Origin of the sequence: Macrococcus psychrotolerans (genome assembly GCF_038095555.1) — a bacterium.
Lineage (GTDB): Bacteria > Bacillota > Bacilli > Staphylococcales > Staphylococcaceae > Macrococcoides > Macrococcoides psychrotolerans.
Window position 1 is genome coordinate 1,242,877 of record NZ_CP124591.1, and the last position, 13,015, is coordinate 1,255,891.

Genomic DNA, 13,015 nt, shown 5'->3' on the forward strand with positions numbered 1-13,015 from the left:
TGTCTAACATCTTGAGTCTTAGTAAGAAAGATGATATATTCATATTAAGCGAGTTAAGGGTGGTGTGAGCTTAACAGAATAATTGGCGCAATATCATAACTTAACATTTATAAAAGTGAGTAAACACTAATTTGGGTGGAACCGCGGGTTTATATACTCGTCCCAAGGCTTGATTGCCTTGGGACTTTTTTGTTTACTCTAAATTAATAGGAGGTCATATTATGGCAGAAAAAAACATGGAAACAATTGTTAATCTTGCAAAACACAGAGGCTTCGTCTTTCCTGGCAGCGAAATCTACGGTGGGCTTGCTAACACTTGGGATTACGGTCCGTTAGGTGTAGAACTTAAAAACAATGTAAAACGTGCATGGTGGCAAAAATTCGTTCAGCAATCACCTTATAACGTAGGTCTTGATGCCGCGATTCTGATGAACCCAAAAACTTGGGAAGCGAGTGGTCACTTATCTAACTTTAACGATCCTATGATCGATAACAAAGATTCTAAGATTCGTTACCGTGCAGATAAATTAATTGAAGATTATATGCACGCACAAGGTGATGAACACTTTATCGCTGACGGTATGAGCTTTGACGAAATGAAACAATTTATCGATGACAAAGGGATTGTATGTCCTGTATCAGGTACAGCAAACTGGACTGAAATCCGTCAGTTCAACTTGATGTTCAAAACATTCCAAGGGGTCACTGAATCATCTACAAATGAGATTTTCTTACGCCCTGAAACAGCACAGGGTATCTTTGTAAATTACAAGAACGTTCAACGCTCAATGCGTAAGAAACTTCCATTCGGTATTGCACAAGTAGGGAAATCATTCCGTAATGAAATCACACCAGGTAACTTTATCTTCAGAACACGAGAATTCGAACAGATGGAATTAGAATTCTTCTGTAAACCAGGCACTGAAATTGAGTGGCAGGAATACTGGAAGAACTTTGCAGCGAAATGGCTGAAAGATTTAGGTATTAAAGAAGAGAATACGAAACTTCGTGACCATGATGAAGACGAATTATCTCACTACTCTAATGCAACAACAGATATCGAATATAAGTTCCCATTCGGCTGGGGTGAGCTATGGGGTATCGCAAGCCGTACAGACTTCGACTTAAAAGCGCATATGGCAGCAAGTGGAGATGACTTCAGCTACCACGACCAGGAAACGAACGAAAAATATGTACCATACTGTATTGAACCCTCATTAGGGGCAGACCGTGTAACGTTAGCATTCTTATGCGATGCATTTGAAGAAGAGACATTAGAAGGTGGAGATACACGTACAGTGATGCACTTCCATCCGGCACTCGCACCATATAAAGCTGCGATCTTACCACTGAGTAAAAAGCTCTCACCAGATGCGATGAAAGTATATGAAGAACTCAGCACATACTTTGCCATCGACTTTGATGAAAGTCAGTCAATTGGTAAACGTTACAGAAGACAAGATGAAATCGGTACACCATTCTGTATCACATTTGACTTTGATTCGTTAGAAGATAATCAAGTTACAGTTCGTGACCGTGATACGATGGAACAAGTACGTATGCCAATCAGCGAAGTAAAAGCATTTTTAGATGAAAAAATTAAGTTTTAAAATGATAAAAGCGGGTTCATTTTCATGAACTCGCTTCTTTATTTATAATTATCTAGTCTTCTCATCTGCTCCAGAATCTTCCTCGACTTAATAAAGACACCTATAAATTCATCATACATCTTATACACGAGCGTTTCCATCTCGTCGATTAAACTGTGTTCAATGTTTATAGAGCTTAAACTTTCAATTGGTACTTCACTGAGCAGATAAAGCATATAGAGACTCTTATTCGTCATAGGGATTGCATGTGGATCTTCATTGAGTGCCTCTTGCGTTATCACGCTATTAAATTGAAACGAGTACGCAATAAAATCTTTATGTGTCATGTTGCCATCATAAGTACTGTACTTAAAATTTGGTACATAGCCATAGAGCGGCATACATTTAATACTTACTAGCAGCGCAATAAGTCTCGCATTATCACTTCGCTCCATATGTGTCAACGCGACTTTAAGTAACTGATATGCATATGGATTCGTCTCATCTTCTTCAAGTGCACGATCAATCAGTTCAACAACGTACTGTGCATACGTCATCACATAGATATCTTCACGTATTTCATAATGACTGTTAATTGTATCCACCGAAGACAATGTACCCATTCCTTTGAACTGAGAGAAAATAAACAAATTTTCATAGAACAAATCTAATCCCGCACCATACTTTGTTGATTTACGGGCATTCCTTGCCATTAACGCAACTTTAACCCCCGCTTCATTCAAAAAGGTGATAATCAGATGATTATCACCATAAGCGACACGTCTAATGACGATACCTACAGCTTTCTTAAGCATTAATACTCGTCTTCTCTATAGCCAATTTGTCGTATGAAATTCGGTTTATTTCTCCAGTCCTTCTGTACTTTCACCCATAGCTCCAAATACACTTTAGAACCTAGTAACATCTCGATATCTTTACGGGCAAGCTGTCCGATCTTTTTAAGCATTGACCCTTGTTTACCGATAATAATCCCTTTTTGAGAATCTCGTTCGATATAGATCGTCGCTTCAATATGAACACGTTCTTCTGATTCTTTGACCATCTTCTCCACCTGCACACCAATTGCATGCGGGATTTCCTGGCTTGTTAAATGAAGCGCTTTTTCACGGATAAGTTCTGCCACGATAAACTCTTCCGGATGATCTGAAATCTGATCTTTCGGATAGTACATCGGTCCTTCCGGCATATATCCTTCAATGACTTTTACAAGATGGTCAACATTATTACCTTGTAATGCTGAAATCGGTACAATCTCTGCAAACGGCAATAAGTCCTTATACTTCTCAATTTCTTTAATCAGCTCGTCAGGATGTATCTTATCGATTTTGTTTAATACTAAGAATATCGGTGTGCGGTTATTCTTAAGTAGTTCAATAATAAATTCATCTCCACGGCCGATACTCTCTTCTACATTGACCATGAACATGATTGCATCAACTTCACGTAACGTGTTCTTCGCTACTTTCATCATATAATCACCAAGCATATGTTTCGGTTTATGAATACCAGGTGTATCGATAAAGATGATTTGTGACTGTTCTGTCGTTAAAACACCTTGTACTTTATTGCGTGTCGTCTGTGCTTTATCTGACATTATCGCTACTTTCTGTCCAAGTACTTTATTCATAAATGTAGATTTCCCTACATTCGGGCGTCCAATAATCGCAACAAACCCTGACTTAAATTCATTTGACATTATTTCAAATCCTTTCCTGAGAAACCAAGCGGCAATAAATCGTCGACAGTACGTGCGATAACATCACCTTTAACATTCGTTAAGAATACAGGCATTTCATCATCGCATAACTCCTTGATCACTTGTCGACATGAACCACATGGCGATGATGGTGCATCAGTATCTGTTGTAACAACCAATACTTCAAACTCACCTGGCTTATAACCATCTGCAATCGCCGATACTAGCGCTGTACGCTCCGCACAGATGCAGTCACCATATGCAGCATTCTCTACGTTACAACCATCGAAAGTTTTGCCGTCCTTCGTAATTAAATAGGCACCTACTTTAAAGTTTGAATACGGTGCATGTGCTTTTTCCTGAGCGCGAATTACGCCCTCTAACCATTCCTGTTTGAATTCCATGATCATTCCTCCTAGAATAACTTCAATATGTACGGTATAAAAATAATCATACCAATAAGCAGGCTCATCATGGATGCAATTAATACCGCAAGACTTGCTGTGTCTTTTGCGTACTTCGCTAACGGGTGATACTCATCTGTTACGAGATCTACAACATATTCAACAGACGTATTGATCACTTCCATAAAGAGAACTGCACTTATTGCAATAATGATAAACAACCATTCCGTTCTCGTGATATTAAATAATACACTAATAATGATTACGAATAAAGCAGCAATTAAATGCAGGATAAAATTTTTATCCTTTTGTAATAATATAACAAGTCCTGCAATTGGATGTTTAAATCGTTTGATCATACATCTCTTCGTAATCCGAATGCATTTAATATTTCATCCTGACGCCCAAACATACGTGTTTCATCTGCTTCATTCATATGATCATATCCTAGAAGATGTAGTAAACCATGCAACGATAAGAAACCTAGCTCACGCTCAAAAGAATGACCATACTCTTCAGCCTGTTCCAAAGCTCTTTTTACACAGATAATGATGTCTCCCAGCACACGTGGTGCATCAGGCATTTCAAAGTCATCCTCGCCTTCTTCAAGGGCAAAACTGATGACGTCTGTTACTGCATCCTTATTGCGGTATGCTTTATTAATTGCCTGAATTTCATTTTCGTCTACAAATGACACTGCAACTTCAGCCTCTTCATTAATTCCTTCCTGCTCGGCAGCAAAAATGAGCAAACGCTCAATTTCTGGTAAGTGCTTTGCATCAATTTGTGCATTATCATCAATAAAATCTACTGTTAACATTTAAACGTCTCCTTCGTATGCATTGATTATCTTTCCAACGAGCGGGTGTCTCACAACATCAGCACCATCAAAATAATGGATTTCTATCCCTTTTACACCGTTTAAGCGGTGAACCGCTTCAATCAGACCACTCTTAACACCTTTAGGTAGGTCAATTTGTGTTTCATCACCCGTAATGACCATCTTAGAGCCAAACCCTAGTCGTGTTAAGAACATCTTCATTTGAGCATGTGTCGTATTCTGTGCCTCATCCAATATAACGAAGGCATCTTCTAATGTACGGCCACGCATATATGCAAGCGGTGCAATTTCAATCACCCCACGTTCAATGAGTCGAGCTGTATGCTCTGCACCGAGTACAAAATGCAAGCCATCATATAACGGACGTAAGTATGGATCTACCTTCTCTTTCAAGTCTCCGGGTAAGAATCCAAGGGACTCACCCGCTTCAACAGCTGGACGTGTTAATACGATACGCTTCACCTTTCCGCTACGTAAACTCTGGGCGGCCATTACAACTGCTAGAAATGTCTTCCCTGTCCCAGCAGGTCCAATACCAATCACGAGATCATTCTTCTTTATCTGATGGGCATATAATCGTTGACCCATCGTCTTTGCACGGATAGACTTTCCAGTAGCGTCTTTTGTTATTTCTTCATCGTACAGATCACTTAAATAATGAATCGTGCCTTTCTCAGACATCTGAACAGCAGACTGTACATCACGTAACGTAATATTCGTACCTTTTTGAATAATCTTAAGCAAACTTCTGATAACGACCTCAGCCTTCGAAATCGCATCAGCTTGACCATGTATCGTAAGTTCCTGACCACGCGTATGCAATTCCACACCATAAAATTCCTCAAGATAATTTAAATGTTCGTCGTTATTGCCAAGCATTGCCTGGGCTTCATTTATATTGTCAAAGCGAATGATATCAGACATTCAAAAACTCCTTTATTTATCGTTACCTTAACTTTATCAGTTTGGGAAATAACACACAATTATTTTATATCAGCGACTCTATCAAGCATTGAATCGGCTAAACTGAAGTTCTGAATGCGAATATCCGGATTAACCTTCTTCAAGTGCGCAATAAATTCTAAGGTTAACTTAGGTTTCACAACAACCTTCTGCTCTTTACCATAAATTTCTACCAGCACATTATCTCGTACTTTCACACAATTTAACAATTCAATATCATGAATATTAATCGCTTTACGCTCAAAACCTTTCGTAATATTAAGCGCATTTCCCTCTATATCATAAAATTCATTTAACAGCGTATAGATAAGGAGACTCCCAAGTACAAAAGAAGCGACACCACTCGTCAATGGATTTAAATAGAATGCAATGGAAACGAGTGTAACAATAATGACGAGTAGCGACTTCTGAAATGAATTGACGATACTTTTATATCTCATGCCATCACCTCTTACCTCTATTTTATCAAATTTTATTCATGATACGTTAATAGTTTCTCTATAAACTAATAAATTATCATCATTAAAATTAAAAAACCTTAAGTGACTGAAACAATCACTTAAGGTTAACCATTATTGCATTGATTTCGGCTTGCCGAGCACTTCGCTCATAATAATACCATTTAATACTGCAGCTTTGTCAAACGTCAAATCGTCTACTGCAACTTCAATGTCCTGTGCCATCACTAAACTTTGAATGCGATTCTGTTTTTGGCGTGGTGTGAGATTCTGATCATTTTCAATTTTGTAGATTTGTTCAGCCAACGTGAAAGTTTGGGTTACAACTGTCTTACTCTGTCTTGAAAGACTTGCTTGTTCTGCCTTTGCTTTCAAATTCTCTCTTATATTGCTTTGATCTTTGCACAACTTTCTTCGGCTTCACTTGACCAACTGTCTGCCCACGCGCTTGAGTAGTGGCATTACGAGTCGACTTATCATTCATACCTTGATTTATCGTTGCCTCGATTTGCTGTAACTGTTTCTGAAATTCTGATCGCAAACCTTTTGATGTTCCAGCCTTTTTACCAGGAGCGGTATTTTTCTTATCATTATCTAACAAAGAAGACACACCGCTAATTACCGCAATCAATATAAATATTATCGTACCTACACTCATGTAATCACCCTTTATTTTTTAGGCGTATCATCATTCTTATCTGTCATCTTGTTAATCGCGTTGCGCATACCTGTATCTGATTCGATATTCTTTAAGTTATAGTATTCTTTAACACCGATATTACCAGACTTTAATGCTTCAGCCATTGCAAGCGGCACTTCTGCTTCCGCTTCCACAACTTTCGCACGCATCTCTTGAACACGCGCTTTCATCTCTTGCTCCTGCGCAACCGCCATCGCACGTCGTTCTTCAGCTTTCGCCTGTGCGATATTCTTATCTGCCATCGCTTGCTCTGTCTGAAGATCTGCACCAATATTCTTACCGATATCTACATCAGCAATATCAATCGACAGAATCTCAAACGCTGTTCCAGAGTCTAGACCTTTTCCTAATACTGTCTGAGAAATCATATCCGGGTTCTCTAATACAGATGTGTGGGAACGACTTGATCCGATTGTCGAAACGATACCTTCTCCGACACGGGCTACAATCGTCTCTTCACCTGCACCACCAACAAGGCGCTCGATGTTTGCACGCACTGTAATACGCGCTTTCGCCTTAACTTCAATACCATTCATCGCAACGCCGGCGATAAATGGCGTTTCTATAACTTTCGGGTTAACTGACATCTGTACCGCCTCTAGCACGTCACGTCCTGCCAAATCAATCGCAGCACCACGCTCGAAAGGTAAGTTAATGTCTGCACGTTGTGCTGCAATAATTGCATCTACGACGCGGTCAACGTTCCCACCTGCTAAATAATGCGACTCTAACTGGTTCGTCGTCAATGATAAACCTGCTTTATGCGCCTTAATCAATGGATCAATAACGCGACGTGGCGATACACGACGTAAACGCATACCAACAAGTGTACCAATGCCGACTTTAACACCTGCAGCTAACGCCGAAATCCATAACCCTACTGGTACAAACGAGAATAATATCATCAAGAAGACGATAACGATAAATGTAATTATTCCAATACCTATTAAACCTGACATTCATTCCACTCCTTTATTTATAATGTTTTTACTACAACACGCGTACCTTCAACCTCGGTTATCTTCACCGAAGTATCTTTTTTGATAAATGCACCTTCACTCACGGCGTCAATACGCTTATCATTATGCACGATAATACCAGAAGGTCTTAAGTCAGTTAGACAAACAGCTACCTGCCCTACTAAATATGACCTGTCATCATGAGATGTGTAGCCTGCCTCCTTATTCGTTGAGTCATGTAACACGACTTGCTGAAGCAGAGGAACTCTCTTCTTGAAAAACTTCACTATGATCACCCATTCTATAAGTGCGACGATTAAACAGATCGATACGAATAAAGTCATCATCATCATGTTGTCTCCAACAAGCAGAAAACTGATGATAATGCATATAATACCGATAATTCCAATAATAGCACCGATAATAAACAACTCTAAAATGACAAGAAGTATACCACCGATAAACAAAATAATCGCCAGTGCTTCCATATCACCGTTATAGATGTTCATGACAAAAAATAATAAACTCGCAATTGCGCATATTATTCCAGCACTGCTGATTCTCGGAGTATAAAGCTGCCATATGCATGACACTGTCATAACAATCATTAACATAGGCAGGATGATATCCTGTAATTGTAAATCCAACTGAACACCTCCTTATTTTCATTATACAGAAAATTCACTCACAATATATGTATAAACATAAAATTTATGAAAAATTCACAAATAACAGTTACAAAAAAAGAAGCCTGGATAATCCAGACTTCTACATCTATTAATAACATTTGAGGGAGCAAATATTATTTGACTTTACGTTTACGCGCTGCTTCTGATTTCTTTTTGCGTTTTACACTTGGTTTTTCGTAGAATTCACGTTTACGTACTTCTTGAATTGTACCATTTTTAGAAACAGTACGCTTGAAACGACGTAAAGCATCTTCAATTGATTCGTTTTTACGAACTACAGTTTTAGACATATAATTTCCCTCCCTCCAAATATCAACGGAACATTTTAAACATAGATATAAGTAAAATATTCTATGTACTAAAACATTATAATACAACAGTTACACGAGGTCAATAACGAATTTGAAGGTTATTGAACTTGCATCTCTGACTTCTTATAAGTATTTGGGATGACCGTTACGAACGTTCCTTCATTTATTGGATAGCCGCTCTTGTCAATCTTCACCTTAACAAGCTCACCGATTAAATGCTCATCTGCTTCAAACTGTACCTTAAGGTAATTATCCGTGTAACCAACAAGCATATTACCATTACTAGCCTTCTCTTCTGGAATCACTTCCAGCACTTCACCTTCAAAACGACCTGCATATTCTTTTGCAAGCTGATCGCTTAATGTAATTAAACGATGTACGCGGTCATTCTTCACAGATTCATCAATTTGATCCGTCATTCTTGCAGCAGGCGTACCCGTACGCATTGAATACGGGAAGACATGTAGTTCACTGAAACCATGCTTTAAAATAAAGTCATATGTCTCCTGGAACTCTGCTTCAGTCTCACCAGGGAAACCGACAATAACATCACTCGTAACAGCAAGACCTGGCATAATGGCATGCAGCTTCTTCAGACGCTCTGAGAAATGTGACATCGTATATTTACGACGCATACGCTTTAATACCGTATCACTACCGGACTGAAGCGGAATGTGTAGGTGACGCACAACTTTATTGCTCTTGTCAATTACATCAATCACTTCATCCGTTAGCTGACTCGCCTCGATAGAAGAAATACGAATACGCTTCAAACCATCAATCGTCTCTAGATCACGGAGTAATTGTGCCAAATTATAATCCTTTAAATCTTCACCATAACCACCCGTATGAATCCCTGTTAATACAATCTCCTGATAACCAGACTGTACAAGCTGCGTTGCCTGACGGACAACCTCTTTAGGATCACGAGAACGCATTAAACCACGCGCCCAAGGAATAATACAGAACGTACAGAAGTTATTACACCCTTCCTGAATCTTAAGTGACGCACGCGTACGGTCCGTAAAGTAAGGTACATCTAACTCCTCATATGTACGATTCTTCATAATATTCGTCACACCATTAATCGGTTGACGTTCCGCGCGATACTGTTCGATATAAGGAAGCATCTTATGACGATCCTGTGTACCGACAACAATATCTACACCGGCAATATCCATAATTTCTGCAGATGACGTCTGTGCGTAACACCCCGTAACACAAATGACCGCATCAGGATTGCGACGAACCGCACGACGGATCACCTGACGACTCTTCTTATCACCCGTGTTCGTTACTGTACACGTATTAATAACATAGACATCAGCACTTTGTTCAAAATCAACGCGCTCATAATCAGCATCTTTAAATAACTGCCAAATCGCTTCTGTTTCATAATGGTTTACTTTACAACCCAACGTATGAAATGCAACTGTTGACATATGTTCACCTCATTTATAATTCTTTGCATTATATAAAAATACCATGAATATCAATAACTTTCAATGTCATTGCATGGAATGTTATTGATATACAATAAAAGACACTGAAAGTTCAGTGTCTAATTCAACTCAAAATGAAAGCTCATTGCTGACAATGCATATAACGGCGCGGTCTCAGCTCTTAATATACGTGGTCCGAGGCCAATAACCGTACTTCCAAACTGAGCCACTTCCGCTTCACTCAGTCCACCTTCCGGACCGAATATCACGCACACTTTATCACCATGCTGTACATTTTGTAACGCTTCAGTAAAGCTTTTCATCTCACCTGACTTCGCTGTTTCTTCATATGCAATCAGCACATGATCAAAGTCTTTCAGCTTTTGTCCTAATGCTTTCCCGCTCGCGACAAACTCAATAGACGGGACAATTTGTCTGTAACTCTGCTCAGCCGCTTCCTTAACAATCTTCGTAAAACGCTCTAACTTCTTCTGGAACTTCTTTTCGTCCACTTTTACGATCGTTCTTTCACTAACAAACGGCATAAACGACGCAGCTCCAAGTTCTGTCGCCTTCTGTATCATCCATTCATACTTATCATTTTTAAGCAACCCGCTGGCAATCGTCACAGACACAGGCATCTCTGTCTGAATATCAATGTGCCCAATCGGTTTCACTGTAATCTCAGCCTGAATATCGGTAATTTCACAGATCATCGTTGCATTCGTAAAGTTAACGATCACCTTATCTCCCGTTTGCTGTCTCATAACGTTTTTAATATGATGGACGTCGTCCTTACTACTGATCCGATATGTTTCGTTTATAACACTTTTTATACCAAGAAAATAACGCTGCATACTATGCCTCTTTTCTTGCTGCAATGGCAACCCATCCACTATCGTGCATCACTTCAACAATCGTATAACCGACGCGTTTTAAGTGGTCGATGATCATCTCTTCTTTCTCGTCAATGATGCCTGACGTTATAAGCAGACCATTATCATTTAATAATGCATAACTATCATCAATCATCATATCCACGATATGAGCTAATATATTAGCAAATATTACATCGCGTTTCTCTGTCTCACCTTTAAGGAGATTCCCTGGTTCTGCTTGTATCGCGTCAAGACAGTCATTCTTCTCGAAATTGTCTTCTGCTACTTTCACAGCAACAGAATCTAAATCGAGTGCTTTAATTGGCTTTGCTCCAAGTTTATGTGCAGCGATACTTAGTATGCCAGACCCAGTCCCTACGTCAACTATAGACTGATCACTTTCTACATACTTCTCAATTAACTTGAGACACATCGAAGTCGTCGCATGATCACCAGTACCAAATGCCATACCAGGATCTAGGTGTATCGCATGCTCACCGTCCTGTAAACCGTCATAGCTTTCCCAGCTCGGTACGATAACGAACTTGTCTGAAACTTTAAAGGCATGGAAATGATTTTTCCATTCATTAGCCCAGTCTTCTTCCTGCACGGTATGTGTACTGAATTCCAGACGAGTGACGTCGACATCATTTAATGCGTCTACTTTTTCTTTAATTTGCTCGATAACAGACGCATCATAATCTAGTTCACTAAAGTAAACTTTAACGCGTACATCCTCTTCTGGAAAATCATCCGGATTTAATTCATAAATTTCCCCGAATGTTTCAATACGACCTTTCTGAAGTTCAAGACTATCTTCAATCACTACACCATTCGCACCGACTTCATTCAGGATCTCTGCAATAAATGGCTCAAGTTCATGATTGATCATCATCGTTATCTCTACATAGTTCATCTTTATTCTCCTTTAAAGAAGCGTTTCGTTTTATCAAAGAAATTTGAAGGCTGTTCTGTAATATCATGTCCGTCGATCTCTGCGAATTCTCTTAATAACTCTGCCTGTCTGTTCGTCATCTTAACAGGCGTCATCACTTTAACCGTTACATATTCATCACCGCGACCATAGCCGTGTACGTTTTGAACACCTTTTTCCTTTAATCGGAAACGTTTGCCCGTTTGTGTTCCTGCTGGAATTGTTAGTTTCACTTTACCTTCTAACGTTGGCACTTCGACTTCATCACCAAGCGCTGCTTGAGCGATTGAGAGTTCAAGTGTATAGAATATATCCTCACCGGAGCGATCAAAGTAAGCATGGTCCTGTACGTTAAATACAACATATAAATCTCCAGCCGGTCCACCATTTATACCTGGTTCACCTTGACCTGATAGTCGAATTTGCTGACCTGTATCGACACCTGCTGGTACTTTCACACTAATCTTAACTGTCTTAATCTTTCTGCCAGTACCACCACAATCTGAACATTTCTCTTCAAACTCTTTACCAGTACCACCACAATCTGGACAAGTACGTTCACTTCTCACGCGACCAAATGGTGTGTTCTGTTCAACATGCACATTTCCACGTCCACCACAAGTAGCGCATGTCTTAATATTTGTTCCTGGTTTCGCACCACTGCCATCACACGTATCACATTCGACTTCCTTCTTCACTGAAATTTCTTTCTCAGCACCAAATACAGCCTCTTCAAACGTTACATTCATCTGATACTGCAAATCATTCCCTTGTCGCGGTGCATTCGGGTCACGACGTGCGCCGCCACCGAAGAATGAACTGAAGATATCTTCGAATCCACCGAAACCACCAAAGTCCTGGCCACTAAATCCTGCACTTTGGCCCATACCTGCATGACCGAACTGATCATACTGTGCTTTTTTCTGATCATCACTTAACACTTCGTATGCCTCAGCAATTTCTTTGAATTTATCTTCAGCATCCGCTTCTTTATTAATGTCCGGATGGTATTTCTTTGATAGTTTCTTATATGCTCTTTTTATCTCTTCTTTAGAAGCACCTTTAGATAATCCAAGGACTTCGTAGTAATCCCTTTTCGCCACGTTTCATTCTCCCTTTCTTATTTCTTT

Annotated in this window: 17 protein-coding genes; 1 reads left to right on the forward strand and 16 read right to left on the reverse strand. The window is 39.5% G+C overall.

Annotated features, from left to right (window positions below; translation table 11 throughout):
• Positions 1-221 precede the first annotated feature (221 nt).
• Positions 222-1,610 carry a glycine--tRNA ligase gene (locus tag QA539_RS06355; protein ID WP_219492174.1) on the forward strand — a complete coding sequence of 463 codons (1,389 nt, stop codon included), beginning with the start codon at positions 222-224 and terminating at the stop codon, positions 1,608-1,610.
• 38 nt (positions 1,611-1,648) lie between these two features.
• Here the strand turns inward: QA539_RS06355 and recO are convergent, their stop codons facing one another.
• The 16 genes from recO to dnaJ form a co-directional block, all read right to left on the reverse strand.
• Positions 1,649-2,404: a DNA repair protein RecO gene (gene recO, locus QA539_RS06360; RefSeq protein ID WP_413474498.1), complete on the reverse strand. Its 756-nt coding sequence runs from the start codon at positions 2,402-2,404 to the stop codon at positions 1,649-1,651.
• Complete coding sequence (era, locus tag QA539_RS06365) at positions 2,404-3,306, reverse strand: GTPase Era (protein ID WP_120785658.1); 903 nt, start codon at positions 3,304-3,306, stop codon at positions 2,404-2,406. The genes recO and era overlap by 1 nt, the downstream gene beginning before the upstream one ends.
• Complete coding sequence (cdd, locus tag QA539_RS06370) at positions 3,306-3,710, reverse strand: cytidine deaminase (RefSeq protein ID WP_419894988.1); 405 nt, start codon at positions 3,708-3,710, stop codon at positions 3,306-3,308. The genes era and cdd overlap by 1 nt, the downstream gene beginning before the upstream one ends.
• A gap of 11 nt (positions 3,711-3,721) precedes the next feature.
• Complete coding sequence (locus QA539_RS06375) at positions 3,722-4,066, reverse strand: diacylglycerol kinase family protein (protein WP_241427514.1); 345 nt, start codon at positions 4,064-4,066, stop codon at positions 3,722-3,724.
• Positions 4,066-4,530, reverse strand: coding sequence for an rRNA maturation RNase YbeY (gene ybeY, locus QA539_RS06380; protein WP_219492183.1), 465 nt, complete (start codon positions 4,528-4,530; stop codon positions 4,066-4,068). Before ybeY ends, QA539_RS06375 begins: the two co-directional genes overlap by 1 nt.
• Positions 4,531-5,475 carry a PhoH family protein gene (locus QA539_RS06385; RefSeq protein ID WP_219492186.1) on the reverse strand — a complete coding sequence of 315 codons (945 nt, stop codon included), beginning with the start codon at positions 5,473-5,475 and terminating at the stop codon, positions 4,531-4,533. It lies immediately after the preceding gene.
• A 59-nt stretch (positions 5,476-5,534) separates the two neighbouring features.
• The gene (locus QA539_RS06390; protein ID WP_219492189.1) at positions 5,535-5,954 is read right to left on the reverse strand and encodes a PH domain-containing protein; all 420 of its coding nucleotides are present in this window, start codon (positions 5,952-5,954) and stop codon (positions 5,535-5,537) included.
• 132 nt (positions 5,955-6,086) lie between these two features.
• Entirely contained in the window at positions 6,087-6,347 is a 261-nt protein-coding gene (locus QA539_RS06395) for a hypothetical protein (protein ID WP_419894989.1), read from the reverse strand.
• The gene (locus QA539_RS06400) at positions 6,304-6,630 is read right to left on the reverse strand and encodes a hypothetical protein (RefSeq protein WP_419894990.1); all 327 of its coding nucleotides are present in this window, start codon (positions 6,628-6,630) and stop codon (positions 6,304-6,306) included. The genes QA539_RS06395 and QA539_RS06400 overlap by 44 nt, the downstream gene beginning before the upstream one ends.
• A gap of 11 nt (positions 6,631-6,641) precedes the next feature.
• Entirely contained in the window at positions 6,642-7,631 is a 990-nt protein-coding gene (floA, locus tag QA539_RS06405; RefSeq protein ID WP_219492193.1) for a flotillin-like protein FloA, read from the reverse strand.
• Between the two features lie 17 nt (positions 7,632-7,648).
• Positions 7,649-8,278, reverse strand: a complete 630-nt coding sequence (locus QA539_RS06410; RefSeq protein ID WP_419894991.1) for an NfeD family protein — start codon at positions 8,276-8,278, stop codon at positions 7,649-7,651.
• A gap of 155 nt (positions 8,279-8,433) precedes the next feature.
• The gene (rpsU, locus tag QA539_RS06415) at positions 8,434-8,610 is read right to left on the reverse strand and encodes a 30S ribosomal protein S21 (RefSeq protein WP_219492197.1); all 177 of its coding nucleotides are present in this window, start codon (positions 8,608-8,610) and stop codon (positions 8,434-8,436) included.
• A 119-nt stretch (positions 8,611-8,729) separates the two neighbouring features.
• Positions 8,730-10,073 carry a tRNA (N(6)-L-threonylcarbamoyladenosine(37)-C(2))-methylthiotransferase MtaB gene (gene mtaB, locus QA539_RS06420; protein ID WP_283721896.1) on the reverse strand — a complete coding sequence of 448 codons (1,344 nt, stop codon included), beginning with the start codon at positions 10,071-10,073 and terminating at the stop codon, positions 8,730-8,732.
• Positions 10,074-10,192: 119 nt separating this feature from the next.
• Positions 10,193-10,930 carry a 16S rRNA (uracil(1498)-N(3))-methyltransferase gene (locus tag QA539_RS06425; protein ID WP_419894992.1) on the reverse strand — a complete coding sequence of 246 codons (738 nt, stop codon included), beginning with the start codon at positions 10,928-10,930 and terminating at the stop codon, positions 10,193-10,195.
• Between the two features lies 1 nt (position 10,931).
• Positions 10,932-11,867 carry a 50S ribosomal protein L11 methyltransferase gene (gene prmA, locus QA539_RS06430; RefSeq protein WP_283721898.1) on the reverse strand — a complete coding sequence of 312 codons (936 nt, stop codon included), beginning with the start codon at positions 11,865-11,867 and terminating at the stop codon, positions 10,932-10,934.
• 2 nt (positions 11,868-11,869) lie between these two features.
• Complete coding sequence (gene dnaJ, locus QA539_RS06435) at positions 11,870-12,988, reverse strand: molecular chaperone DnaJ (RefSeq protein ID WP_283721899.1); 1,119 nt, start codon at positions 12,986-12,988, stop codon at positions 11,870-11,872.
• Positions 12,989-13,015 lie beyond the last annotated feature (27 nt).